The sequence below is a fragment of the Mucilaginibacter gossypii genome (assembly GCF_017569325.2).
Lineage (GTDB): Bacteria > Bacteroidota > Bacteroidia > Sphingobacteriales > Sphingobacteriaceae > Mucilaginibacter > Mucilaginibacter gossypii.
Genome location: NZ_CP071878.2, coordinates 6,921,289 through 6,946,954, shown reverse-complemented (window position 1 = coordinate 6,946,954; position 25,666 = coordinate 6,921,289). Strand labels below are relative to the sequence as shown.

Annotated in this window: 20 protein-coding genes and 1 tRNA gene; 5 read left to right on the top strand and 16 right to left on the bottom strand. The window is 43.1% G+C overall.

Features of this window, described 5'->3' with window-relative positions:
- Positions 1-61: 61 nt before the first annotated feature.
- From J3L18_RS29905 to J3L18_RS29895, 3 genes are all read right to left on the bottom strand, one after another.
- Complete coding sequence (locus J3L18_RS29905; RefSeq protein ID WP_129570976.1) at positions 62-2,422, bottom strand: ABC transporter permease; 2,361 nt, start codon at positions 2,420-2,422, stop codon at positions 62-64.
- A gap of 253 nt (positions 2,423-2,675) precedes the next feature.
- Positions 2,676-5,105, bottom strand: coding sequence for an ABC transporter permease (locus J3L18_RS29900; RefSeq protein ID WP_129570977.1), 2,430 nt, complete (start codon positions 5,103-5,105; stop codon positions 2,676-2,678).
- A gap of 168 nt (positions 5,106-5,273) precedes the next feature.
- Positions 5,274-8,048: an ABC transporter permease gene (locus J3L18_RS29895; RefSeq protein ID WP_223266256.1), complete on the bottom strand. Its 2,775-nt coding sequence runs from the start codon at positions 8,046-8,048 to the stop codon at positions 5,274-5,276.
- Positions 8,049-8,575: 527 nt separating this feature from the next.
- Between J3L18_RS29895 and J3L18_RS29890 the strand changes: the two genes are divergently transcribed.
- Positions 8,576-11,074, top strand: a complete 2,499-nt coding sequence (locus J3L18_RS29890; protein ID WP_223266257.1) for a M1 family metallopeptidase — start codon at positions 8,576-8,578, stop codon at positions 11,072-11,074.
- Between the two features lie 174 nt (positions 11,075-11,248).
- Here the strand turns inward: J3L18_RS29890 and pyrH are convergent, their stop codons facing one another.
- The 7 genes from pyrH to J3L18_RS29855 form a co-directional block, all read right to left on the bottom strand.
- A complete protein-coding gene (gene pyrH / locus J3L18_RS29885) occupies positions 11,249-11,953 on the bottom strand; it encodes a UMP kinase (RefSeq protein ID WP_090529473.1) in 705 nt (234 codons plus the stop codon).
- A 125-nt stretch (positions 11,954-12,078) separates the two neighbouring features.
- On the bottom strand, positions 12,079-13,203 hold the full coding sequence (gene nagA, locus J3L18_RS29880) for an N-acetylglucosamine-6-phosphate deacetylase (RefSeq protein ID WP_129570978.1): 1,125 nt from the start codon (positions 13,201-13,203) through the stop codon (positions 12,079-12,081).
- Positions 13,204-13,422: 219 nt separating this feature from the next.
- Positions 13,423-14,274 carry a translation elongation factor Ts gene (gene tsf / locus J3L18_RS29875; RefSeq protein ID WP_091165207.1) on the bottom strand — a complete coding sequence of 284 codons (852 nt, stop codon included), beginning with the start codon at positions 14,272-14,274 and terminating at the stop codon, positions 13,423-13,425.
- A gap of 166 nt (positions 14,275-14,440) precedes the next feature.
- Positions 14,441-15,283 carry a 30S ribosomal protein S2 gene (rpsB, locus tag J3L18_RS29870; RefSeq protein WP_091165203.1) on the bottom strand — a complete coding sequence of 281 codons (843 nt, stop codon included), beginning with the start codon at positions 15,281-15,283 and terminating at the stop codon, positions 14,441-14,443.
- 18 nt (positions 15,284-15,301) lie between these two features.
- A complete protein-coding gene (gene rpsI, locus J3L18_RS29865) occupies positions 15,302-15,688 on the bottom strand; it encodes a 30S ribosomal protein S9 (RefSeq protein WP_090529485.1) in 387 nt (128 codons plus the stop codon).
- 25 nt (positions 15,689-15,713) lie between these two features.
- Positions 15,714-16,151, bottom strand: a complete 438-nt coding sequence (rplM, locus tag J3L18_RS29860; protein WP_090529488.1) for a 50S ribosomal protein L13 — start codon at positions 16,149-16,151, stop codon at positions 15,714-15,716.
- A gap of 321 nt (positions 16,152-16,472) precedes the next feature.
- Positions 16,473-17,897 carry a S41 family peptidase gene (locus tag J3L18_RS29855; RefSeq protein ID WP_129570979.1) on the bottom strand — a complete coding sequence of 475 codons (1,425 nt, stop codon included), beginning with the start codon at positions 17,895-17,897 and terminating at the stop codon, positions 16,473-16,475.
- Between the two features lie 194 nt (positions 17,898-18,091).
- Here J3L18_RS29855 and J3L18_RS29850 point away from each other — a divergent pair, with 194 nt between their 5' ends.
- Both J3L18_RS29850 and J3L18_RS29845 read left to right on the top strand, forming a co-directional pair.
- Positions 18,092-19,348, top strand: a complete 1,257-nt coding sequence (locus J3L18_RS29850; protein ID WP_129570980.1) for a BamA/TamA family outer membrane protein — start codon at positions 18,092-18,094, stop codon at positions 19,346-19,348.
- Between the two features lie 88 nt (positions 19,349-19,436).
- A complete protein-coding gene (locus J3L18_RS29845; protein ID WP_129570981.1) occupies positions 19,437-20,123 on the top strand; it encodes a PAS domain-containing protein in 687 nt (228 codons plus the stop codon).
- A gap of 59 nt (positions 20,124-20,182) precedes the next feature.
- On the opposite strand, the gene J3L18_RS29840 is transcribed toward J3L18_RS29845, so the two are convergent.
- Both J3L18_RS29840 and J3L18_RS29835 read right to left on the bottom strand, forming a co-directional pair.
- A complete protein-coding gene (locus J3L18_RS29840) occupies positions 20,183-20,584 on the bottom strand; it encodes an SPW repeat domain-containing protein (protein ID WP_091165187.1) in 402 nt (133 codons plus the stop codon).
- Positions 20,585-20,702: 118 nt separating this feature from the next.
- Complete coding sequence (locus J3L18_RS29835; protein ID WP_091165184.1) at positions 20,703-21,188, bottom strand: ABC transporter ATPase; 486 nt, start codon at positions 21,186-21,188, stop codon at positions 20,703-20,705.
- 45 nt (positions 21,189-21,233) lie between these two features.
- Between J3L18_RS29835 and J3L18_RS29830 the strand changes: the two genes are divergently transcribed.
- Positions 21,234-21,716, top strand: coding sequence for a hypothetical protein (locus J3L18_RS29830; RefSeq protein ID WP_129570982.1), 483 nt, complete (start codon positions 21,234-21,236; stop codon positions 21,714-21,716).
- Here the strand turns inward: J3L18_RS29830 and J3L18_RS29825 are convergent.
- Together J3L18_RS29825 and J3L18_RS29820 are read right to left on the bottom strand one after the other, a co-directional pair.
- Positions 21,711-22,508, bottom strand: coding sequence for a (Fe-S)-binding protein (locus tag J3L18_RS29825; RefSeq protein WP_129570983.1), 798 nt, complete (start codon positions 22,506-22,508; stop codon positions 21,711-21,713). The two genes, J3L18_RS29830 and J3L18_RS29825, sit on opposite strands and share 6 nt — an antisense overlap.
- A 104-nt stretch (positions 22,509-22,612) precedes the next feature.
- Complete coding sequence (locus tag J3L18_RS29820) at positions 22,613-23,911, bottom strand: 4Fe-4S dicluster domain-containing protein (RefSeq protein WP_129570984.1); 1,299 nt, start codon at positions 23,909-23,911, stop codon at positions 22,613-22,615.
- A gap of 207 nt (positions 23,912-24,118) precedes the next feature.
- On the opposite strand from J3L18_RS29820, the gene J3L18_RS29815 reads away from it, so the two are divergent.
- Positions 24,119-24,191 (top strand) — tRNA-Phe (locus J3L18_RS29815).
- 107 nt (positions 24,192-24,298) lie between these two features.
- Here the strand turns inward: J3L18_RS29815 and J3L18_RS29810 are convergent.
- Together J3L18_RS29810 and J3L18_RS29805 are read right to left on the bottom strand one after the other, a co-directional pair.
- Positions 24,299-25,267 (bottom strand): ISAon1 family transposase, encoded by a 969-nt coding sequence (locus tag J3L18_RS29810; protein ID WP_129571946.1) that lies wholly within the window; start codon positions 25,265-25,267, stop codon positions 24,299-24,301.
- Between the two features lie 7 nt (positions 25,268-25,274).
- Complete coding sequence (locus J3L18_RS29805; RefSeq protein WP_129571947.1) at positions 25,275-25,631, bottom strand: ISAon1 family transposase N-terminal region protein; 357 nt, start codon at positions 25,629-25,631, stop codon at positions 25,275-25,277.
- Positions 25,632-25,666 lie beyond the last annotated feature (35 nt).

Sequence of the window (25,666 nt, the reverse complement as noted above, 5' to 3'; positions counted from 1 at the left end):
GGATCTTTAATTTGATTATTAATTTATTAGCCCTCTTCTTTGGAGAGGGTTGGGTGAGGTCTTACTCACTCCTCAAATTCTTCACCGGGTTAGCCAGCGCTGCTTTTATGGCGTGATAGCTAACCGTTAATAAAGTTATTACAATAGCTCCCGCACCCGATGCAGCAAAGATCCACCAGGTTATGGCTGATCTATACTCGTACCTGTGCAGCCAGTTGTTCATGTAATAATAAGCAGCAGGTATCGCTATAAACAGCGAAATAGTAACCAATACTACAAATTCTGTCGAAAGCAATCGCCACAGGTTGGCTACCGACGCTCCGAGCACCTTGCGTACGCCAATTTCCTTGATACGTTGTTCGGCAACAAATGAAGCCAGGCCGAATAAGCCAAGGCACGATATAAATATAGCCAGCACCGCAAATATGGTAGCGAGGTTGCCGATCCGCTGTTCGTCCGAAAACTTGCTCGCGTACTCATCATCATTAAACTTAAAATCAAACGGACTTCCGGGGTTATATTTTTTGAACACCGGTTCTATCTTTTTTAAGGCTTCCTGCATGGGCATGGTTGGTTTAACCCTCAACGTTATGAAATTAACCCAGCCGGGCAACATCATAAATACAGTAGCTACAGGTTTTTTGTAAGGCGATTCCATCACCATATCTTTCACAACGCCCGTAACAACATGATCCTGTTTGTTCCACCTGATCACTTTGCCCACCGGGTTTTTAATGCCGCTCATTTTCACTGCCGATTCGTTGAGGATAAAGGCACCGGTATCCGTTGGGAAGTTTCTTGAAAAATCGCGGCCCTGGATAATTTTCCAGCCTACGGTATGCCCAAAATCATAGGTTGTAGCAACGGTACCAAAAGTTGGATCGAAGCCTGCGGGCTTGCCCTCCCAATCGAAGCCTCCGTTATTTGCCCAAATCTCTGTGGTGGTACTGTTTGATTCGGCCATATCCTCAACCGCGCCGGTTTGGATCAGGTCGTTACGCATGGTTTCATAATGTCCGTAAATTTCAGGAGTCTTCATCTCGAAAGAAAGTAAGCCCGCACGCGAATAACCGACCGGCCTGTCTTTAGCATACTGGATTTGCCTGAATACGACAATGGTACCTATAATCAGCGCTATGGATACCGTAAACTGCACAACAACCAAAACCTTACGCGGCAGAGACGCAAAACGGCCGACCTTGAAAGTGCCCTTTAAAACCTTCACCGGCTCAAATGATGAAAGGTAAAATGCCGGATAACTGCCTGCTATGACGCCTGTAAATAAAGTAAAACCCAAAGCCAGGAGCCAAAACCAAACATTGCCAAATGGCATACCTATTTGTTTATCGGCAATATGATTAAATGATGGCAGCGCAATCAAAACTATACCCAGTGTAACTACCAGCGCCAAACAGGCAAATACTACCGATTCGCTTAAAAACTGGTTGATGAGCTGTGAGCGCATGGAGCCGATAGACTTTCTGATCCCCACTTCCTTAGCACGTTTCTCACTTCGGGCGGTACTCAGGTTCATGAAATTGATACAGGCCAGCAACAACACAAATACCCCAATAATACCAAACAGCCAAACCATTTCAATAAGTCCACCAACAGGTTTGCTGTTTTTAAAATCGCTGTACAGGTGCCATTTGCTCATGGGGTGCACCTGTATACTTTCATCATTCATCTTGAAATGTGGCTTGGTAATGTTCCTGATCTTAGCCGATACTTTATCAAAATCCACGTTATCGGCCAGCTGAACAAACAATGAGCAGCCATGATTATCCCATGCTCCCGTTTGCGTGCCCCACCAGTTGTTTTTATTAAAAAAAGGCATCAGGAACTTTGTTTCATAAAATGAAGTATTGCGTGGAAGGTCTTCATATACGCCGATAACTTTTAAGTTTGTTTTATTATCAGCTTTGATAGTTTTATTGACCGGATCGGCATTGCCAAACAGCGCTTTGGCAATTGATTGAGATATAACTATTGATGAAGGATCCCTAAACTCGGTATAACTGCCTCTTACCATATTCAATGCAAGCATGGCCGGCAAATCACCCTCGGCCCAGGCCCCAATTTGTGATATCTTTTTATCACCTACTGTAAGAATATGCGCCCCACCCCAAAAAAGCGAGGTGTGTTTAAAATCGCTGGCATACTTAGTACGCAATTCGGCACTCAGCGGCACCACGGTAGATCGGAAAGTAGGCGTTTCTCCATTTGCCGTTTGTGTAACCATAATCTGCCCCATGCGGTTGTAGGTGCTATGGTACTTATCAAACGATAGCTCGTCCCAGATCCAAAGACCGATAAGCATGGCCACTGCCATCCCCACCGATAAACCCGCAATGTTAATAAAGGCATGCACCTTGTTTTTAACAATATTACGGAACGCGATTTTGATGTAATTCTTTAACATGATTATAGTTCATTGGTTCATTGGTATTTGCAATCATGTCATTGCAGCGCAGTGCAGCGTAGCAACCTCGTCGTGCTTAACTCGACCGCGTTGCATGGCGTTTATGCATTAGTTACGAGATTGCCGCGTCGCGCCTATTCGTTACTCAGCCTGCTCCTCGCAATGACATAGATTATATTATTTCTTTAATTCCGAAATCGAACATCCGAATTCCGAAATCTTCCTAACCTCTAATCTCCAACCTCTAACCACTCTATTCCGCCTTCAAGCTCTTCACCGGGTTCATCCTCGCGGCTTTTATGGCTTGTGTGCTTACCGTTAACAGAGCTATTACCATAGCCAGCACACCGGCCAGGGCAAACATCCACCAGCTTATAGTTACCCGGTATTCAAATGCCTGCAGCCATTTGCTCATGCCCCACCATGCTATTGGCGTGGATATTACAAGGGCTATCAGCACCAGTTGTACAAAATCTTTCGACAGTAACTGCACAATACCCGTTACACTGGCGCCGAGCACCTTACGTACACCTATTTCCTTACTGCGCTGTTCGGCACTGAAAGCTGCCAGGCCAAACAGGCCAAGGCAGGATATCACTATCGCCATAAGCGTAAAGGCATTAATAATTTGCGACAAGGTAACTTCAGTTTCATACTGCTTTTGCACCTCTGTATCTAAGAAAGAATATTCAAATGGTGCGTCGGCTATGTCTTTACGCCACAGCGCTTCCATTTTGCTCAGTAACGATTTATAGTTTTTGCTATCGGTTGATACCACCATTACGTTAAACTGCCGCGGATCATTCCTGTAAACCAGCATAAACGGTTTTACTTCCATATGCAGGGAGTTGTAGTTAAAATCCTTCATTACACCGGCCACTTCAACAAAGCTTACCGGATCGGGCGCATATTGCGTATAAAGCCTGGTACCGGGAGCAGCCTGCGGACTAATTCCCAATCTTTTACATAAGGTTTCATTGATAAGTACACGGGTAGTATCGCCAATACGGAAATCTCTGCCTGCAATTATTTTGATGCCGTTGGCTTTGGCAAAAAACTCATCAGTATTAATATTTTGTGCATCCGTTGCGGTGGTCATGTTGCCGCCTGCGGTATAAACACCATGATCATGTGGTACAAACTGGCTCAGGTAATTATCGGCATTACTTACTGTTTTAACCTCGGCCATCTGCCTTAAATCATTTGCAAAATTTTTCATTTTGCCTTGAGTAGTACCGGTATAAAAATTAAAGATGAGCTTTTGATTTTGGTCGAAGCCAAGGTCTTTATTCTTTACGAAATTGAGCTGACTGTAAATCACGATAATACCTGTTATAAGTACTATCGACAGCACAAACTGAAACACTACCAATGATTTACGGATCCCTGCTGCCGAAATATGACTGGTAAAATTCCCTTTGATTACCTTAATAGCCTTGAACGCCGATAAATAAAAAGCCGGATAGCTCCCTGCCACAAAACCGGTAACCACAACTATACACACCAGCATTAGCCAAAGCTTATAATTGCTAAAAAACGATAAATGAATATCTGTATGCGTCACCTGGTTTAAATAAGGCAGCAGAATTATAAGCATTGGTAAGGCTATTGCCACACCAATGAGCGTTAGCATAAATGATTCGCCTAAAAACTGTTTCATCAAATCACCCTGGCCGGCGCCTATTACTTTGCGTACACCAACCTCTTTGGCGCGTTTTGATGCACGCGCTGTTGAAAGGTTCATGAAGTTGATACAAGCCACTACCTGTATCAGTACAGCCACCAATATCATGATGTACAGGAATGCAGGATCAAGCGTTTTGGTTAGCTCATGCTCATGCCCCGGCGTTGTATGAATGGTAGTTACAGGCTGCAGGTGCAGCGCCTTTTTCATGCCGATGGCCTTCAATTGGTCGGCACCATATTTATTTAAAAAGTCAGGAAGCTTTTTTTCAAGGGCTGCCGCACTGGCATTAGGGCGCAGCTTTACATAGGCATATAAAAAGTTATTACCGGCCCATGCAGTATTTTGCCGTACGTATTGACCTAAGCCCCCACTGTTCATGGCCATAAACATGCTCACTTTAATATGCGACTGGCCAGCACTTTCGTCTATCACCCCCATAACCTTAAAATCATGTTTACCGAATGAATTATCGATAGAGATCATCTTCCCTATTGGGTCCTCAGTGCCGAAAAGTTTATCAGCAACCGGCTTCATTAATACAAGGCTGTAAGGCTCAGCCAGCACTTTATTAACATTGCCGCTAACAAAATGAAAGTTAAACACATCAAAAAAGGTAGAATCCACATAAGCAGCATCCTGCTGATAAAATGATTTTTCTTTGTAGCGTAACAGGTGCTGTTTAGCTCCAAAACCTTCGGTTGTTACCAGCCGGGTAAATTGCAAAACCTCGCCAAAATCATTTTTCATGGCCGGCGCTATTGGCGGCGAGCTTGCCGCGCCATCATGCTTATCACCCGTGAGCTCAAGCGTTGTGGTAATACGGTACAGGTCTTTAACATCTTTGTGTTGCTTATCATAACTGTACTGATCCTGCACATAAAGCAAAATATAAAGGCAGCACAGTGTACCTGTGGCTAATCCTATTATGTTTATCAAACTAAAGGTTTTGTTCTTCAACAAAAACCGCCATGCTGTTTTTAAATAACTTTTTAACATTTTAGTTGGTTCAATGGTTCATTCAAATATGTCATTGCGAGCGATAGCGTGGCAATCGCACGGAAGCAGAGCAGCTCTGTATAGCATGCGATTGCTTCGTGCCTCGCAATGACATGAATTATTATTTTCTTAATTCCGAAATCGAACATCCGAAATCCGAAATCAAAACTACTCCGCTTTCAAACTCTTTACCGGGTTCATCAACGCGGCTTTAATGCTTTGATAGCTTACTGTAACCAGTGCTATCATAATTGCTGCCACACCTGCAAGGGCAAACATCCACCAGCTAAGCTGTACGCGATAGGTAAAATCCTGCAGCCATTGGGTCATTGCATAATAGGCTATCGGTGTTGCAACCACGATGGCAACAAACACCAGCTTTACAAAATTCACAGATAGCATAGTGGTGATATTACCAACGGTTGCGCCCAGTACTTTGCGAATCCCTATTTCCTTGCTGCGCTGCTCGGCCATAAAGGCGGCTAAAGCAAACAGGCCAAGACAGGCTATAATAATGGCCAATACCGCGAAACTTGTGAAAATACGCCCCATCCGTTGCACATCGGCATACATACTGGCAAAGCGTTCGTCCATAAAAGTATAGCGGATGGGCTGATTGGGTGCAAACTGCTTCCAGGTTGCGGTGATTTGGTCAAGCGATTTTTTTACATCGCCGGCTTTTATTTTCACGGATACTATCGATTCACTTGGGCTTAAGTGCATCACCAATGGTTCAATGCCATCGCGCATCGAGTTAAAATTAAAATCCTGTACTACGCCGATAATAGTTTTACCCGGACCATAGTTAACTATCTTTTTCCCTATCGGATTTTTAAGTCCGAGTTTGTTGGCCATCATTTGGTTAATAATCACCGCCTGCGAATCGGTTTTCATATCGGGGATAAAATCGCGGCCGGCTACCAGTTTAATGCCCAGTGTTTTGAGATAATCATGATCCACATCCCAAAACTGGCCACCTACAGTAGGATCAATCTTTTCTCTTCCCTCAATAACAAATTGGTTGCCATTACGCTTAGTGCCCGAAACCGGTAAAAAATCGCTGATAGATGCACTTTTAACTGTGGATAGCTTCAACAATTCGCTTTTAAATGGCTTCACCTGGTTATCAAGCGTGTTGGTACCCTGTATCATCACCACCTGGTCTTTTTCAAAACCTACTTTTTTGTTAAGCAGGTATTGCATCTGGTTATAAATAACTACCGTACTGATGATGAGAATAATAGATGTGGCAAACTGGAAAACCACCAGCACATTACGCAATACCGAACTTTTACTTCCGGCACTTAAATTACCTTTAAGCACTTCGGCTGGTTTAAAGCCCGAGAGGTAAAAGGCCGGGTAAATGCCCGCCACAATTCCAATTAAGAATGCCGCTGCCAACACTACCGGCACTAACCACCAAACCGCCCATGGCATAGCAAGCGATTTAGATGCCAGCGTATTAAAATATGGCAGTAGTACCCAGGCCAGGATCAGGCCTAATACAAACGAGAAAAAGCTATACAATAATGATTCGGCCAAAAACTGCCTGATCAAACCACTACGCTGTGAGCCAACTACTTTACGTAAGCCTACCTCTTTGGCCCTGTTAGCTGATTTGGCTGTAGAGAGATTAATAAAATTGATACAGGCTATCACCAAAATAAAACCGGCTACCGCACCAAACAACCACACAAAGCGGATATCGCCGTGCGACATACCATCATGAACGTCATACGAACGCAGATTGATATCCTGTACATTCTGTACCATCAAGTTAAACATACTCATTACCCTGCTGGCCCGTTTATCGCCGTTACGTGTCATGCTGGGGATGTAATAATTTTTCAGGATCCCATCATTCACCTTTTTATTAAACTGTGCTATGTCGGTGCCGGGTTTCAGCGCCATATATATATGATAATTATTTGCATCCCAGGTTGCCTGCTCGCCATTCCAGAATTCGACACCGGCAAGGGTGATGAAAAACTTAAAATCGTGCAGATGCGAATTATTGGGGATATCCTGCATTACCGCGGCTATCTTAAAAGGTTTGGTTTTGTTATTGTTCAGGTACATTACCTTACCTACCGGGTTTTGGCCGGGGAAGTATTTATCGGCCTTGCTTTTTGAGATCACCATACTCAACGGCTCGCTTAAGGCATGCTTTGGGTCGCCGTAAACCATGGGCAGGTTTAAAATATCTATCAGCCCCTGGTCGGCATAGGCAAACCCTTCTTCGTGGGTATTATCGGCCTGGTCTGCACGCTTTAACTCATTTGCGCCGGCCCCCCAAAACAGCGAGTTTGGCATTAAACGCCCTGATTTCTCTACCTCCGGATAGTCCTGTTTGATCACCTTAGCCATCACCGAAGGCCAATCAACACCTTTTTCATCTACCGAGCCATCGTGGTAGTGCCCAAGCAAGCGATAAATATTATTAGCATTAGGGTAACTTTTATCAAAGCTCAACTCATCGCGAATGTAGAGGGCAATTAGCAAACAGGCCGCAATACTAAACGCAAAGCCACCAATTTTAATAGCAGTATACATTTTTTGCTTGCGCAACTGTCTTAAGGCAACCTTCAGGTAATTTTTGATCATGGCTATGCTGTTTAAAAATGGCTTATGTTGTTGTAGTTTTTCAGTCTTATAATTACGCTGTAGTACTTTCACTTGCTTAACCGGGCGCTCCGCTGCAAGTTCCGGTGCCTTTACACCTTCAATATCTTTAATTTTTGCCTGGATTTTACTGAACAAAGCCGAACCATTGTCTGCCGGCTTTTCTTCTCCATCATCCCACCATTTCGACATGAGCTTTAGCTGACTATGCAATTCAGGATTTTCGGCCAGCAAAGCGTTTAGCTCAGCTAACTCTCTTTCCGAAGCTTCGTTGGCTAACTTCTTTGAAGCCAGGTTCCAAACGTGGTCATCCAAGTTCATATCTCACAGGTTGTCAGTTTATTGATAGGCAGTACACTACTGTTTTGGTAGATAAAAGCCATGCCATTTATATAAATATCTTAAAATCAACATCTTAAATAAAATACCCTGCTACAACTGTACGATAGCGTACATCCGGTGTCCGGTTTTAGGCAAAGTCATTTTTTTGCCTGAAGAGGTGTGAAAACACCTGCCACAAACTGAACATCTTTAACCAATCATCGGTGTAACCCCTGTTTTTTTCATTAAACTGATTACCAATAGATTATTCATCAAAATTCCAATTTATGTTAACCCTGTTAACCCCTTCCGCCCTCAGCTGTAGTAAGTGTTGTGCGGAGGCCAGGGTCGCATTTACTTGTGCCTCCCGTCCTTAGCGTCTTTCAAAAATCAGTCACCCCCCGTAACATAATCCCGTCCCGTGCGTCATAGGTGATTTACGCACAAAACATTTTGGCTGTCGGGGTGTATATTTGAAAATTAACTATCCTTAACAGCTTGTAAAAAGCAAACTTTTTGTACCATATATGACTGATCGCAAATTAATTACAAAACTCATGCTGTCGTGTGTGCTTACCACAGCTATGGCAACTGCTTACGGGCAGCAAACTCCTCCACCGGAAAACCCGGCACTAAAAATTTACCGGGCCGTACCAACTAAAATCAACGATCTCATCCACACCAAACTTGATGTTCGTTTCGATTACAAAAAACGTTACCTGTATGGCAAAGAATGGGTTACTTTGAAACCTCACTTTTATCCAACCGACAGCTTAAGGCTCGACGCTAAAGGCATGGACCTTAAAAACATCTCGATGGTAAAAAATGGTAAAAATGTGCCGCTTAAATTTACTTACCAGGACAGCCTTTCGGTAGCCATTAAACTGGATAAGGTTTATCACAACAACGAAAGCTATACCATTTACATTGACTATACTGCTAAGCCCAATGAACTAAAAGAAAAAGGCAGTGCGGCTATCAATGACGCAAAAGGTTTATACTTCATCAACCCCGACGGCACGGAAAAAGATAAGCCAACCCAGATCTGGACCCAGGGTGAAACCGAAAGCTCATCGGCCTGGTTCCCTACCATTGATAAGCCAAGCCAAAAAACTACCGAAGAGATCACGATGACCGTGCCTGCAAAGTACGTAACCCTATCAAACGGTAAACTGACTGCTCAAAAAACAAATGCCGACGGTACCCGTACCGATACCTGGAAACAGGAGCTTCCACACTCACCATATTTGTTTATGATGGCCGTTGGCGATTTCAAGATCTATAAAGATAAGTGGAAAGATAAAGAGGTAAGCTACTACCTGGAGCCTAAATATGCGCCTTATGCCAAAGAAATATTTGGCTTTACCCCAGAAGCTATCGACTTTTATTCAAAAACTTTAGGTGTTGATTTTCCATGGGTTAAATACTCACAAATTGTAGTACGCGACTACGTAAGCGGCGCTATGGAAAATACCTCGGCTACCTTACACGGTGATTACGTACAGGCTACCCACCGCGAACTGATAGACGCCAACTTTAGCAATGGCCGCAGCACTATTGTGCACGAGCTGTTTCATCAATGGTTTGGCGATTATGTTACCGCCGAAAGCTGGAGCAACCTTACCGTAAACGAATCTTTTGCCAATTTCAGCGAAACCATCTGGGCCGAACATAAATATGGCAAGGATGAAGCCGATGCCCATAACTATGCAGATATGCAAAGCTATCTCCGTTCGCAGGGGGCCAGCACCAAAAACCTGGTGCGTTTTTACTATGCTGATAAAGAGGACGTTTTTGACGCAGTAACCTACCAAAAAGGCGGTCGCATCCTGAACATGCTCCGCAATTATTTGGGCGATGCCGCATTTTATAAAGGCCTTAATATCTACCTTAAAACTAACGCCCTCAAAAACGGCGAAGCACAACAGTTACGTTTAGCATTTGAAGAGGCCAGCGGCCAGGACCTTAACTGGTATTTTAACCAATGGTATTATGGTGCCGGTCACCCGATATTGAATATCAGCTATAAATGGGATGAGGCTACCAAAACCGAAACCGTTTACCTGAAACAAACCCAGGATGGCCAGACCTTTAAACTGCCAATGGCTATTGATATTTACCAGGGCGGTAAAAAAGTGCGCCACAAAGAGTGGATGAATGGCAAGGTAGATTCTATCAGCTATCAACTGGTCGGCAAACCAGATCTGGTGAATGTTGATGCCGATAAAATCCTGCTAACCAAGAAAACTGACAACAAAACTATTGAAGAGTTTTCATTCCAATACTTCAACGCCCCTAATTACCTCGACCGTTACGAGGCTATAGAAGCTGCTGCATCAGATCAAACCCGTCCGCAAGCACAAAAAATCCTAATCGCGGCTTTAAAGGATAAGTATTATGGCCTCCGCATTAAAACCATCAGGGCATTAAATCTCACTAAAGATGACGTGCGTAATGCAGCCCAGCCAATATTAATCTCATTAGCTCAAACCGATAATAACACGCTTGTAAAAGCTGCTGCTATAACTGCATTAGGCAAATTGAAAGCGAGCGGTAACATGGCTTTGTTTACCCAATCCATATCGAGCGAATCATACGCTGTACAGGGCGCTGCCTTAAACGCCATAGCACAACTTGACCCGGCCAACGCATTAAGCTTAGCCAAAGGCCTTGAAAAAGACAACAAAGGCGCGTTAACTGCCGCTATCATGACTTTATATACAACTAATGGTAATGATGCTGAATGGCCATTTGTTTACCATGCGTTTACCGAGGCAGGGATTCAGGAAAAGTTCAATTCCCTTAAAAACTTTGCTGACATGACGGCCAAAGTGAATAAGCCTGAGTACGCTCAACAAGGTATTGAAGAGCTTAAAAACGCCGGCATTAAATTTAAGGTTTACGGAGCAGCACCATTTATAGTAACCCAACTGGAAGGTATCAAAACCTCGCGTACTACTATGAAAGACGATGCATCGGCGAAAGCTGCTGACGATGCTATCAAGGCTGTGAATGATGCTAAATAATATATAAGCATCTAAAAATAAAAGGACGCCTTTTATCGGGCGTCCTTTTATTTTTAGTTTAAAGCGATGTGATTGAGCTTAAGGCCTAAAGCCTAAAGCTTTTTGACTGTTAGCATTATTTAGCTTTCAGCTTTTGCGTTCGGCTTTAAGCTTTAAGCCTTCTTTTAGCTTAAATTATTTTACCAGTGTGCCAATATCTTCGCCTTTGGCAATTTTCATAAAGTTACCTTCCTTGTTCATATCAAATACGATGATAGGCAGCTTATTTTCCTGGCAAAGGGTTATGGCGGTCATATCCATTACATTCAGGCCTTTATCATATACTTCCTGGAAAGTGATCTCGTCGTAACGGGTTGCACTTGGGTCTTTTTCCGGGTCGGCAGTGTAGATGCCGTCAACGCGGGTACCTTTCAATACCACATCAGCTTTAATTTCAATAGCGCGTAATGAAGCGGCAGTATCAGTAGTAAAGTAAGGATTACCTGTACCGGCTCCGAAGATCACGATCTTGCCCATTTCCAGGTGGTGCATAGCACGACGACGGATGTACGGCTCACAGATCTGTTCCATTTTAATGGCCGATTGCAGGCGGGTTTCCACACCAATGCTTTCTAAAGCATTTTGCAGCGCCATACAGTTAATCACCGTTGCAAGCATACCCATATAATCGGCCTGCGCACGTTCCATACCCGATTTTTCAGCACTTAATCCCCTGAAAATATTACCGCCTCCAACAACTACCGCAATCTCGATACCGGCATCATAAACGTTTTTAATGTCATGAGCATACTGCAAAACCTGGTTGTTATCAATACCATATTGCCTTGCGCCCATCAGCGATTCGCCCGAAAGTTTCAGTAATATTCTTTTGTATTTCATTTGGTGTGATTTGCTAATAATAGAAAAAGATGAAACCTGCTTTTGTTTATATCAAGAATTGATAAAGCTTTGTTCATACGGGAGTAGTTCGCCAAAAATAGCGAATAAATTTCAGTGTTAAAATTTTATGTTGTCTTTGTTAAAAAATCACCCTTTAGTATAGTCCCAAGCACTTCAAAATCAGCATTAAAAATAACAAGGTCGGCATCAAAGCCTTTCTCTATTTTACCCTTTTTTGTTTGCGATGCCAGCTCGGCGGGATATAATGAAGCCATATTTACGGCCTCAGCAAGGTCAATACCGGCCAATTTAACGCAATTTTCAACTGCTTTAAGCATCGTAAGGTTTGAACCTGATAAAGTACCATCGGGCATGGTATACCTGTCGCCGCGTAACTCGTGCTGGTATGCCCCCTCTTTAGTTGAGGTAACGGCATCGGTGATCAGAAAAAGCTTGTCACCTAACTCACGTTTGGCGAGGCGGATCATAGCAAAATCAACGTGGATACCATCTGCTACAATACTGGTATATGGCCTTTCCTCAAAAATTGCAGGGATATAACCGGGCTCACGATGGTGCATGGATGGCATAGCATTAAACAGGTGGGTTACTGCCTGCACCGGTTTCTTTAAAAATGATTTGCCTTCGGCATAGGTAGCATTACTATGGCCGGATGATATGATAACACCCTGCTCATATAAATAATCTATCACCTCCTGATCCTGCAGTTCGGGCGCTATGGTGATCATCTTGATAACACCATCGGCCTTTTCAAGCCAGCTTTTAACTTCGGCAAGGGTAGCTTTCTTAATAAATTTTTCGGGGTGTGCGCCCTTTTTGGCAGGGTTTAAATAAGGCCCTTCCAGGTGCAATCCCCAGAAAGCACCCCTGCTTTTTTGGCGATAGATCTTAGCCGCTTCAATACCGGTTTCCACAATATCATTGGTGTTGGTGCCGATAGTGGCAAACACGCCTATAGTTCCCTGGTTCAGCAGGTCATTCTCCAATTGTTCAAGCGCCTCAACGGTAGGTGTACCGGCAAAAAGCTTACCGCCGCTCCCGTAGATCTGCAGATCGATAAATCCCGGGGCAAGGTATGCGCCGTTCAGCTTTTTCTTTACCGCATCCGCTGGGATAGCGCTTTCATCAATTACATCGGTAATGGTACCGTTTGAAATTAAAACGGCTTTGCCCTCGGCAATAGTGCCGGTAGAGATGAGTTTGAGGTTGTGGAGGGCGAGGATAGACATGATTGATCAATATAACTTTTAAACCAATACATTTTAAAGCGAGGGGGTGTGCGATTCCCCTCTTGAGAGGAGGGGTGTGTCTGTCCGCTTGTACAAACACATCCCTGCAAACGCTCTTTCCCGTCGCGCCCCCTCTCAAGAGGGGAAGCAAACAGTTGTTTCGATAACGAAACAATATCGCAAAAAAAATCCCCCGATTTTCATCGGGGGATAATATGATTAAGCTCCTAAAGCTACTCGCTTGAAGGCGGTTACTGTAAGGCCTTTTTCAACTGAGTCAAGGAATTGTGAAATGCTCTTAGACGAATCTTTCACAAACTCCTGGTTTAACAGGGTTGAGTCTTTGTAGAATTTATTCAACTTACCTGCAGCAATTTTTTCAACCATTGCTTCTGGTTTACCTTCTGCACGGATCTGCTCTTTAGCAATTTCAAGCTCACGCTCAATTACTGAAGCGTCAACACCATCTTTATCCAAAGCGATAGGGTTCATAGCAGCAATTTGCATAGCTACGTCTTTACCGGCTTCTTCGGCACCTGCACCATCAGCGCTCAATGCTACCAATACACCTAAACGGAAGTTACCATGGATATAAGCAACAACTTTTTCGCCGTTAACAACTTCATATTTAGATACGCCGATTTTCTCGCCGATTTTACCTGTTTTTTCGATGATTGCATCACCAATTTTAACGCGGGCAGTTTCAACGTCGATTTCAAGGGCGTAAAGCTCTTCAATTGAAGCTGGTTTTGCTTCAACAGCTTTGTTAGCAATTTCATTTGCAAAAGCGATGAACTCAGCGTTTTTAGCTACGAAGTCAGTTTCGCAGTTAAGCTCGATGATAACACCGGTTTTAAAATCTTCAGACGTACGTGCAATAACAACACCTTCGTTTGATTCCCTGTCCTGACGGCTTGCTGCAACTTTAGCACCTTTTTTCCTTAAAAAATCGATAGCTGCTTCAAAATCACCGTTAGTTTCGGTTAATGCTTTTTTGCAATCCATCATACCGGCACCGGTTTGCTGGCGCAGTTTGTTTACGTCGGCTGCAGAAATTTGTACTGTAGACATGTTTTTTTGAGTTTTAAGATTTTTTATATCGGGTTACAAGTTACCGCTATGGTGTTATAATACTGTAACCTGCAACTATTTTTAATATTAAAAATCTCCCACCCCTTGCTGAGGTGAGAGAATTAATATATTTTTTGTTGTTCCCTTAAAGGGTTAACAAGGAAGATTATTCTTCTGTTTCAGCAGCCGGAGCTTCAGCTTCGCCTTCAGTAGCTACTTCAGCAACTTTACGGGTTCTTTTACCGCCTTCGTTAACTTCAGGAGCATCAGCTTTAGCTTTTGCAGCTACTGCTTCTTTTTCAGCTTCGTCTTCTTTCTCGCGTTTGCGCTCATCTAAACCTTCTTCGATAGCTTTGATGATGATGCTGGTGATCAAAGAGATTGATTTTGTAGCGTCGTCATTCGCAGGGATCGGGAAGTCGATGTTTGAAGGATCAGAGTTGGTATCAACCATAGCAAATGTAGGGATGTTCAACTTTAATGCTTCTGAAACCGCGATGTGTTCTTTCTTAACGTCGATCAGGAATAAAGCAGCTGGTAAACGGTTCAAATCAGAGATACCACCTAAAAGGGTTTCTAATTTGATACGCTCACGCTGAATCATCAGACGCTCTTTTTTAGAAAGGTTGCTGTAAGTACCGTCTTTAGTCAATTTATCGATGTTTGACATCTTTTTGATTGACTTACGTACAGTAGCAAAGTTGGTTAACATACCACCTAACCAACGCTCGGTGATGTATGGCATGTTTACGCTTTTCGCATAATCAGCAACGATATCTTTCGCTTGTTTCTTTGTAGCTACGAATAATACCTTACGGCCTGATTTTACAATTTGTTTTATAGCTGCAGCAGCTTCTTCAACCTTAGTTAAGGTTTTATTTAAATCGATAATGTGGATACCGTTACGCTCCATGAAAATGTACTGTGACATTTTCGGATCCCATTTGCGGGTAAGGTGACCAAAGTGTACACCAGCGTCCAGTAAATCCTGATAAGTTGTTCTTGCCATTTTGTTGTCCTCCTTTGATTAACGTTTACTGAATTGGAATCTCTTACGTGCTTTCCTGCGACCTGGTTTTTTACGCTCAACCATACGGTCATCGCGGGTCATTAAGCCTTTAGCACGTAATGCCGGTTTCTTTTCAGCATCAAGTTCAACAATAGCTTTAGCGATAGCTAAACGAACAGCTTCTGCCTGTCCTTTTACACCACCACCTGCAACGTTTGCTTTAACATCATATTTTCCGGTGCTACCAGAAACCTCAGTGCTCTGAGTTACGATATATTGCAATGGCAAAGTAGGGAAATACTCTTTGTAATCTTTACCGTTAACGATGATCGCGCCATTTCCTTCTGTAAGGTAGATGCGGGCAACGGCTGTTTTTCTTCTGCCTGAAGTGTTAGTTGTTGGCATTTTTTTTCTCCTTAAAAATTAAAAATTAAATGGCTGTTGGGTTTTGCGCTGCATGAGGATGCTCAGCACCTGCATATACATGCAAATTGCCGAATAATGCTTTACCCAAACGATTTTTAGGTAACATACCACGTACCGCTTTCTCGATGATGCGGGTTGGATGTTTCGCCAATAACTCCTTAGGAGAAATAAAACGCTGACCACCTGGATATCCAGTGTAACGAACATAAACTTTGTCGCTTAGTTTGTTGCCGGTCAGTTTTACCTTGTCTGCGTTGATAACGATCACATTATCACCACAGTCTACGTTTGGGGTGAAATCAGGCTTGGTTTTACCACGGATGATCATTGCGATCTTCGTAGACAAGCGCCCCAAAATCTCGCCTTCGGCGTCAACAACAACCCATTGTTTGTTAACGGTTTTTTTGTTGGCTGAGACAGTTTTGTAACTTAACGTATTCACTTGCTTTAAATTAAATTGTTTAAACGTTTATTATACCCCGTATTTTCGGGACTGCAAAGATAGGGTTAATTATCTTATTAGCAAATAGATTTTAAGGAAAATATTGTAGCATGATTAAAGGATTGTCTGAACCGGGATTTGGAGATTCAGGGATTGCCAGGGTTTTATTTTGTTTGAACAGGCAGAAACATCCCGACAATCCTTAAATCCTAAAAATCATGGTTCATAATGGTATTGCCTGCGGCCCTGGCTATCCGTTCATACACCTGCAGGTCTTACCACATTGGCCGGTATACGCTACCTTCCCCAACTCGAAAATTTTCACTTGGCCAAAGCAAAATCCAATACCTCATCAGCAGGTGTTAGCGGGTTATCCTTTACCATAAAATCTGGCATTACCGGGTGTTGATCATTAGTATTACCATTGGCCCTGATAAATTGCTTGGTTGAAGTAGTAAAAGTAAACCCGGTGTTAGGTAGTTTTAAAAAAATCAGTTCACCATAATCATTGGCCGGTTCGCCTGATGGCTCACCGACCAATGTAGCCAGTTTATAATCCTGAATGGTATTGGCCAGCATGTTGGCACTTGAAAAAGTATGCGGGCCAATCAGCACCAAAACGTTCCCTTTGAATAACAAATCATTGAATGTTGGCCGGGCAGGTTTATCACCGCTATTTGATATAGTAGTACCATTAATGGCATTAAAATAATAAGCCATCGTTTGTGGCCCTTCTCCTTTTAATGTTTCATTAAGCTGATCTTTGTACTCCTGGCTTACTTTCCACTTCACACCTCCTGTCATCCGGAAAGGCTTATCGGTAATATAGCCTAATAGCATTTCGGCTAATGCCGAATTACCTCCTCCATTTTTTCGCAAATCGATGATCAGCGCCTTGGCTTGTTTGTTTTTAATGGAGGTAAAGCACGAATCTAAAAACCGTTTAAATACAGCCGGTTCAGCTGTAAGTGTATTCAATGCCAAATAGGCTTTATCCGTATTCAAAAAATCAAATTGATGATCTGCAATTGGTTTAATCTTAGGCAGGTCTTTCGCTCTTGCAGCAATATTGCTTCTGAAATCTGCCCATGAAACCGGGTTTACTACTGCACTATCTACCTGATTATTGCGCAGGTAACGGATATGCCATGGCCCGTTTACTCCATACAGATGCAAATACACGATGAGGTTACGACAGATATCAAGAGCTTTATATTGCGGCAGACCGCCCGCATAACCACCCAGCTTACCCATCAATTTCTCTGTAGTAATTCCATTAATGCTGATGATGGCATCGCCCGGCTTTAGTTTATCTTCCGCGGAAGCATCAAGCCTCACAATAAACTCTGAGCCGTTAAACTCTCTTATCAGTACAGGAAATAAAAGATTTCCCCCAGCCTTCAATTCGCCAACTAACGATTCGGGATAGTTAAACACACTATGCCCTTCATTCAATGCGCCTATCAGCCTTGCCATAATTGGCCACGCCTCTTTTGCTGTCATACCATCGTGCAGGCCGGCAAGCACACTATCAATGAGCCGCGAATAGGAAGCCTTACTTATGCTGTGATACATATCAGGATGTACGTCGGCAACCGTGGCAACCAGGTATTTTACATCTTCGGTTAACTGATGTTTTGAGTAGTGTTTTTCTGTAGCAAGAGTGTCCCGTTTTTTTGCAGATAAGCCAACAACAGGCAACACCATCATTAGTAATAAGAGTAAAGGCAGCTTCATATCAAACATGATGCGCAAAATAGCAAATTGGTTGCAAGCAGCTTCTTAATTACTTGTAATCAGTCATTCGGCAGACAGCCGGCACTTATGGAATTTTTATTTTGTAATAAGTTTTTTACACTCAGATGATATAAATATATTAGCAGGAACACTAATTAATTCCTGAATAATTGGCTCCCGCTGCTTACCGGCTCACCTTAACCTTGATTGTACTTTTAAGTACCTGCAAGTTGTTTGCCCAAACCCTGGCCGATCCGGTTGATTCGCTGCAATCACAGGTAGACGCCAATGGAATCTTAGCTTCCATATTCAGCGGCAAAAGCAGCAAACCTGCCGCAGCTACCGAACAGCTACGAAATCGTACCTATTGGTCGGTATTGCCATCGGCCGCTTATAACCCAAGTGTAGGTTTTGCGGGAGGGGTGATCTCATCAGGAGGAAAATATTTTGGCGATCCTTCAACTACAACCCTTTCGGTAATTAATGCGGGCTTTTACCTGTCAACAAGCGGGCTCTCTACTTTTGAGTTTAAACAAAACGCTTTCTCGGCCGAAAACAAGTGGAACCTGCAGGGCACTGTACAAATTGGGAAAACCGTTGCCATGGACAACGGCCTCGGCACCGGCAGGCGCAGTTTTGGTGAAGGCAACTTTTTTATGAACAACACCCATTTTGAAAATAATCCTGATGCATTCCCTATCCGTTATGTATATATCAAAGCCAATGAGCGCATCTACCGTAAACTGGCACATCATATATATGTGGGTGCCGGGCTAAGCTTTAATTATTACAGCCATATAGATGATGACCGCAAGGACATTCCGCTATCAAAAACTCATAATTATCGCTATAGTATCCGTAACGGTTTTCCTGTTAACTCGTACCAGGCTAATGGACTGCTGTTCAATTTCCAGTTTAATAACCGCGACCAGCCCAACCGACCGTTCAGGGGTATTTATGCCGATATTGTTTTGCGGAGCAACCAAACCTGGCTGGGCAGCAACCGCAATGCCATGCAGGTAAAGTTTGAATTCAGGAAATACTGGAGCCTGTCATCAACCCACCCCGAACATGTTTTTGCGTTGTGGCACTGGTCAAACTATTTGTTGAGCGGGGCGCTGCCTTACCTTGAATTGCCCGGCACCGGCAGCGATGCTTATGGCCGCATTGGCAGAGCATTTATTATAGGTAGGTTTAAAGGCATGTCATTTGTATATAACGAGGCCGAATACCGTTTTCCGCTAACAAGCAACAAATTACTTAGTGGCGTTGCCTTTATTAATGCAGAAACAGCAAACAATCAGCAACGCATAAAACTATTCAGGTATTGGGAACCCGGCGGCGGCGCAGGGCTGCGACTGTTGTTTAATAAATACACGCGCTCCAATCTATGTATTGATTATGCCAGAGGAACTTATGTTTCAAGTGGGTTCTTTTTGGGACTTAACGAGGTATTTTAGCTGTAAACAGGCTGCGATGATAAGTACACCGTTATAACTGGTGTCATTTTTGTGCTGGAATCGTCTGAACAAGCAATCTACCTTAAAAATGCGCACTCCGTTAACCTCACAACTACTTGGCGACCTGATTGAAAAAGGCTACGAATATGTATTGGTAAAGATCAACCTGAACCCACAACAAGATGAGGCTGTCGACATAACACTTGTACCAATAAAAGAAAAACCGGAATTAAATAAATTACCAGCTGGCTTTGAAACTTTTTACCGCATCACCCGCGAGCCCATGCAACTGGTTTGCGGTGTCGACAATACCAGTATTTTCATCGAATATCAAACCTTTGATGACACTATAACCAGCCAGGACCTTTTCGATGACACTTATTTTAGGATGAGCGAGGACTTTTTCAGGCAGGTGTTGGACAGCCTGGAAGATTACGCGGTGATCACTACAAATAAAAATGGTGACATTAACAGCTGGAATACCGGCGCCCAAAAAGTGCTTGGCTACACCGAACAGGAAGTATTAGGCCTAAGCGCCCGGATTTTTTTTACTCCCGAAGATAGTGCTGAAGGTAAACCCGAAGCCGAATTAAAAAAAGCGCTGAGCCGGGGCAGGGCTATTGATGAGCGTTATCATGTACGCAAGGACGGCACACGTTTCTGGGGCAGCGGGTTGGTTTTTCCGCTGTTTGATGAACAGCACAATCATCGTGGTTTCACTAAAATCATGCGTAATCAACGGGAAGAGCAGCGATCAAAAGAGCTTGGCATATAAAACAAAAGAGGTGCTCAAATGAGCACCTCTTTTGTTTTATATCTTTTCGGGAAAAAGGATTAAGCATTATAGCTTACGCCGTGATCTTCTTCAACCTGTGGGTTAATGAATGGTGACCCTTTGGTAAAGCAACCTACAATTAAAAGGTAAGCACCAAAAACTAATTGAGGTAAAACCATTTTATCAGAAAAAGCATAAACCCAAGGCGAGCAAAACAGGAACGAGCCCATAATTACGTCACCTACATTGTGCATAACCATCGGGAATTGTTTGATAAAACCCATTTCGTTTTTAGCGAAGATAGCCATGATCAACTGCAGCCAGCCAATTATCAGAGGCAGGAATAAAGCAGCGCCACCAACATGCAGGGTACCACCAAAAGTCCACAAAGTTGAGATCATTAACAGGGCTACAACGTAGTTTAAAAATCCGTAAGTTTTGGTTGAGATGAAGCCTTTCATTTTTATAGCTTATTTATAAAGTATCAGTATAAATGATTTATATCTAAATTTTGTGCCAAAGGTAAACATTTGCATGGCTTAAGCACAGTAAATTTAAAAAATTTGGATAGCCGGTTAATTAACTGGCTACCAGGTCGCGAAATAACTGAATATGCCAGCTATCTTTAAACGGCACCTCCCATTTAGTTTCAAGTTCGGTTAAATTTTGAACCAGGTTATTGTAAACAACCGTTTCCTTATTGATGCTACCATCTTTCAGCTTAGCCTCAAAATCACGGCGTGGCAGTGAGAGCACTTCCTCACCTTCGCGATAAGCCAAATTAAACCTGTCGAAAAGATTGATGCCTAAATGCTGCTGCACCTGCTGCATAAAATGAACCGATTTATCAATAGAACAGCCGCTGGCGCCTGCCTGGCTTTCATCAACTATCAAAATAAAAAAACGGTTGTACCTAACCTCACCTTTGGCTTTCAGCTGGTTATTGTGAGCCGTCCACCCGGTAGCAAACTTGTCCAGCTCAGGCTGAATCTGTTGTACTTCCTGGTCGGTTAATTTCCTGTCCGACTGATAGATCCAAACTCTTGACTGTGGAGAAAATTTCATTTCCAAAAGTATCAATTTATTAACTTCGGGTTACATTTTGTTGTCATGAAAATATCAATTCTGCCATCAATTGGAAAAACCGCGCTCATTACATCAATTTTAGCCCTTATTGCGCTAAATTACGGTTTTAAAGCCGAAATGAGCGAACAGGAATGGTTAAACTGGAGCAATAAATGCCTCAACAGCTCATTTAATCCCGCGCCTGATATCAAACTCAAAAAGTGGGAGATAACCCTTACTAACGACTATTTTTTACGTGTGAGGAAAACTTATCAACAGGGTAAACAGGAATATTTTTCTTTTAACCTGCACCGATTAACCAATGTTGATTATCTGGCCAGCGATACTACAGGGATATTAAAATTCAATACGCAAACTGATGATATTATTGTACAAACCTACGAAGACCCTAATGGCAATATCGACTCAATGGCCACTACATTTGGTTTACCGGTTCATAACATGAGCGCCACCAAATTCGACAGCCTGAAGAATGCGTTGCATTATTTCAGGACAAAAGGTTTATAACCCGTTAGCCCTAACCGTGATCTCCGCAATATCCAAAACTTTTATCTCCTGTTCCTTATCCTGGTTTTTTACGCCATCGGTAAGCATGGTCATACAAAACGGACAAGCAACGGCTACCACCTGGGCCTTAGTCTCGATAACATCAGCAATACGTTCTATATTGATATCCCTTATACCGGGCTCAGGCTCCTTAAACATCTGGGCACCACCGGCACCACAGCACAAACCATTTGATTTACAGCGTTTCATTTCCACCAACTCAGTATCCAATATCTCCAGCGCTGCCCGCGGAGCCTCGTAGACGCCGTTTCCCCGGCCCAAATAGCAAGGATCATGATAGGTGATCTTTTTACCCTTAAAACTTTCACCGTTTTCGGCTTTCAGCTTACCGGCATCAATTAACTGTTGAATAAGTTGTGTATGATGAATCACCTCATAATTACCCCCCAAGCCAGGGTATTCGTTTTTTATGGTATTGAAACAATGCGGACAACCGGTAACTATTTTTTTGATGTTATAGCCATCCAACACCTGGATGTTCATCATGGCCTGCATCTGAAACAAAAATTCATTACCAGCCCGCTTAGCCGGGTCGCCAGTGCAGTTTTCTTCTGTACCTAACACTGCGTAGCTAATACCCACATGCTGTAATATCTTGCAAATATCGCGGGTAATTTTACGGGCACGTTCATCAAAGCTGCCGGCACACCCTACCCAAAACAATATTTCAGGCTCCCTTCCCTGTGCAGCCATTTCGGCCATGGTTGGGATGGCCAATGGTTCATTGTTCATAGCTCATGGTTTTATTTATGGTCGATAGTCCATGGACCATTGTTAATTATTTTTATTTCCCTTCACAGCCATGATCTATAAACCATTAACTATGATCTGTAAAACTATTCCTCCGCCCAGTTAAACCTGTCGGCCTGGCTATATTTCCAGGGGGCGCCGTTGTTTTCTACGTTGCCAAACATATTGTTGAGGCTTGCCGGGGCCTGCGATTCTTCCATTACAATATAACGGCGCATTTCTGTTATGATCTCCAGCGGATTGATGTTTACCGGGCAAGCTTCCACACAGGCATTGCAACTGGTACAGGCCCAGAGCTCTTCGCGGGTAATGTAATTGTCAAGCAATGATTTATTATCCTGGTAGTCTTTACCGTGCTTATCAATGTTATTGCCGACTTCCGTAATCCGGTCGCGGGTATCCATCATGATCTTGCGCGGCGATAGCAATTTGCCGGTAATATTTGCAGGACAAACCGAAGTACACCTGCCGCATTCGGTACAGGTATAAGACTCCATCAGGTTTTTCCAGGTAAGGTCAGTTACATCCTTTGCACCAAAACGGGCGGGCTCGCCATTATTTTCAGGGACGAATGATGGATCAAGCATGGCCTTAACCTCATTAGTAACCGATGCCATATTGGTAAATTTCCCTTTAGGGTTCAAGTTTGAATAGTATGTATTGGGGAAAGCCAGCAGGATATGAAAATGCTTTGAATATGGCAGGTAATTTAAGAAACACAAGATTCCTACAATATGAAACCACCAGCAAACCCGTTCGGTAATTACCAATGCCGAAGCGCTACCAGGCAGTAACGGCGCCAACAATGAACTCACCGGAAAGCTTCCGGCTGTAATATAGTGGCCAAAATGCAGCTGTTGTAATTTATAATCGGCCGCATTCATGGTCAGAAAAGCGGTCATGAGCAATATTTCGGTAATGAGGATGTAATTCGCATCGGATTTTGGCCATTGAGTTATTTCTGTCCCCGTAAAGCGTTTCAGATGCACAACATTGCGCCTGCACAGGAAAACGATACATGCCGTAAGTACCAACACTGCAAGCATCTCGAAACCGCCTATTAAAAAACCATACAAGCCACCAAGCGGGTGCGCAAAAATGCGGTGCGATCCAAAGATCCCATCAATCATGATCTCCAGCACTTCAAGATTGATGATAATAAAACCAATATAAATAAAAAAGTGCATTACCGCCGCTACGGGGCGTTTAACCATTTTGGTTTGGCCAAGGGCAATTTTGGCCATCACTTTCCAGCGCAGGGCCGGCTGGTCGTTACGATCCGTGTCTTTACCCAGCAAAATATTGCGCCTGATTTTAGACACGTTCTTGCCGAAGAAGTAAACGGCAACCGCCAGGATGATAATAAATATAAGCTGAGCAATCATTATGCGTGCATAGTATTTTTTCTCAAAGTTAAATGAATTGTTTAAAGCGCAAAATGTTTTGGGATTGAAAAAATATTTGAAAATTAATTAGCTGATTACCTGTACAATTATTTAAAACCAGGGGGCGAACAGAAACTTTTTTCAAAAAAAAGTTTTCAAACATAAAAAAAAGGCTACATTTGCACTCCCCAAACACGGGAACGGTTTGGTACCATAGCTCAGATGGTAGAGCAAAGGACTGAAAATCCTTGTGTCACTGGTTCGATCCCAGTTGGTACCACCTTACTGGACAGATCGGTTAATTCCGATTCTGTCCAGTTCTTTTTTATACCTAATCGATTGGTGATCAAAAAAGGATCAGACCGAAAAGTTGGGGGGGGATAAAAGTCATGCATAGATTTTAGCGAGTCTGAATAGAAAAAAGGAAGTGTCTCTGACTCCTCTTAAAGTTGCCCTGAAAGCTTTCACCTTCGCATTGAAAGATTCTGCAGATGCGTTTGTACTTCTGTTGTCGAAGAAGTTTAAGATAGATTCATAATGTTGATGAACAGATCTGGCTACAGTTTTAAAAGCGTCAATATTTGCCGTTTCCACATCATTATACCAGATAGCCAGTTTTTTAAAGGCTATCACTTTGGTTTTACAGGTTGTAAATATCTTACCTAAACCGATGGCAAGATCATAAGCTTTAAGTAATTCCGGATATCTGGTAAAAAGCAGATCAGCCCGCTCTTTTTGAGATAGTGTCCATTTTGACCGGTGTTTGAACAATAAGTAGCGGCTTCGGGCCAGTAATTGTTTTAAAGTATCGCCATTACTAAATACTTCGGGCTGATAGGGTTGTTTGTTTTTCCGGGCCTGTTCAATCAGCTCACTTTCCGCATCAAGAGCTTCCCAGCGATACTTTATTCTTGCTTCCTGTACAGCATCATAAGCCAGCTTTTGTACATGGAACCTATCTACCACACGCACAGCATAATTAAAACACCTGCGGATAGCTTTGATCATATTAGCCGCCATGTCCATCGTTACTTCCTTTACCTTATTCCTTGACCTTAAGGGTATTTTCTCCAGCGCAGCTATGATCTGTTCAGACTGTGTGCCTTTGATCATCGCCACTATAGCTTTTTTGTTCCCTTTGGCCTGTTTGTTAGTCACGATGGTATAGAGCTCCCCGTTGCTTAACGCGGTTTCATCTATACTCAGATAAGGGCCTATGTTATCTGCAAACAGCATCCAGTCCTCTGCATGCTCTTTTTGATCCCAGCTGTGGAAATCACTTAGGTGGTCTTTGTATTGCTGCCCGAGCTGCTTGCCGTCTACCTGGTATAACCGGCCTAATAAATGGCTGCTGATCGGGTGATTATCTAAATATTCCTTTTAAAAAAATGCCGAATTCCGTTGTCATTCGCGCCCCTTTTCTTACCAAATCCCAATCTCTTGTGATGATCTCCCCGCTCGCCTTTACTTCCCATCTGCGTCTTTTTATACACAAGGCTACTTTATGGCCACGAATAGGAAAATCCTGAATTGCCGTCTCCGGCAAGAAGCCTTTCGACTCTAATTGTGATTTATCATAACCCGATGGCACCAGGTTCTTTTCTTCAAGATAGATATTCAATTGACCCTTCTCCGAGGAATGAACATCTGTAAGTTCAAAATAGTTTAAAAGGCCTTCTGGTAGGATTAAACGGACGAGGGTTTCGTATGCTGATGACAAGTGGATGCCTGTTGTGTTTTATATCCACAAAGCAA

What these genes read in the sequence shown, in the direction of transcription:
- J3L18_RS29855 (WP_129570979.1), bottom strand. Translation starts at nt 17,897, where the DNA reads ATGTTTGATATGAAGCTGCCTTTACTCTTATTACTAATGATGGTGTTG.
- J3L18_RS29820 (WP_129570984.1), bottom strand. Translation starts at nt 23,911, where the DNA reads ATGATTGCTCAGCTTATATTTATTATCATCCTGGCGGTTGCCGTTTAC.
- J3L18_RS29845 (WP_129570981.1), top strand. Translation starts at nt 19,437, where the DNA reads ATGCGCACTCCGTTAACCTCACAACTACTTGGCGACCTGATTGAAAAA.
- rpsB (WP_091165203.1), bottom strand. Translation starts at nt 15,283, where the DNA reads ATGGCAAGAACAACTTATCAGGATTTACTGGACGCTGGTGTACACTTT.
- rpsI (WP_090529485.1), bottom strand. Translation starts at nt 15,688, where the DNA reads ATGCCAACAACTAACACTTCAGGCAGAAGAAAAACAGCCGTTGCCCGC.
- J3L18_RS29905 (WP_129570976.1), bottom strand. Translation starts at nt 2,422, where the DNA reads ATGTTAAAGAATTACATCAAAATCGCGTTCCGTAATATTGTTAAAAAC.
- J3L18_RS29825 (WP_129570983.1), bottom strand. Translation starts at nt 22,508, where the DNA reads ATGAACAATGAACCATTGGCCATCCCAACCATGGCCGAAATGGCTGCA.
- pyrH (WP_090529473.1), bottom strand. Translation starts at nt 11,953, where the DNA reads ATGAAATACAAAAGAATATTACTGAAACTTTCGGGCGAATCGCTGATG.
- J3L18_RS29830 (WP_129570982.1), top strand. Translation starts at nt 21,234, where the DNA reads ATGAAAATATCAATTCTGCCATCAATTGGAAAAACCGCGCTCATTACA.
- nagA (WP_129570978.1), bottom strand. Translation starts at nt 13,203, where the DNA reads ATGTCTATCCTCGCCCTCCACAACCTCAAACTCATCTCTACCGGCACT.
- J3L18_RS29895 (WP_223266256.1), bottom strand. Translation starts at nt 8,048, where the DNA reads ATGAACTTGGATGACCACGTTTGGAACCTGGCTTCAAAGAAGTTAGCC.
- J3L18_RS29840 (WP_091165187.1), bottom strand. Translation starts at nt 20,584, where the DNA reads ATGAAAGGCTTCATCTCAACCAAAACTTACGGATTTTTAAACTACGTT.
- J3L18_RS29835 (WP_091165184.1), bottom strand. Translation starts at nt 21,188, where the DNA reads ATGAAATTTTCTCCACAGTCAAGAGTTTGGATCTATCAGTCGGACAGG.
- J3L18_RS29900 (WP_129570977.1), bottom strand. Translation starts at nt 5,105, where the DNA reads ATGTTAAAAAGTTATTTAAAAACAGCATGGCGGTTTTTGTTGAAGAAC.
- J3L18_RS29890 (WP_223266257.1), top strand. Translation starts at nt 8,576, where the DNA reads ATGACTGATCGCAAATTAATTACAAAACTCATGCTGTCGTGTGTGCTT.
- tsf (WP_091165207.1), bottom strand. Translation starts at nt 14,274, where the DNA reads ATGTCTACAGTACAAATTTCTGCAGCCGACGTAAACAAACTGCGCCAG.